Consider the following 237-nt stretch of genomic DNA (forward strand, 5'->3'; position numbering starts at 1 on the left):
CCCGTAGCGAATCACTGCCTTTCACTGCTGCCTGGTCGGGCCGTCGCTCGCCGTCAACTTGGCGTAGGGCGTAATCATCACGATCTCAGCCCCGGCGAGGCCCTCACGGAACTCATCGACATCGCTTGCGGCGACGAGCTCGTAGTTGAGCTCCTTCTCCATCTCTTTCTCTCGGTCGAGATCGGGGAAGTGGTGGGGTGCGACCAGGATGGTCCCCTGTCCTGCGCGGTTCATGTG

1 pseudogene is annotated in these 237 nt (G+C 62.0%); it reads right to left on the reverse strand.

What is annotated here, in order from left to right:
* Nucleotides 1-21: 21 nt before the first annotated feature.
* Nucleotides 22-237: pseudogene (locus CH42_RS16505) on the reverse strand (C-terminal binding protein); the annotation flags it as partial.

Origin of the sequence: Leucobacter musarum subsp. musarum (genome assembly GCF_001273845.1) — a bacterium.
Lineage (GTDB): Bacteria > Actinomycetota > Actinomycetes > Actinomycetales > Microbacteriaceae > Leucobacter > Leucobacter musarum.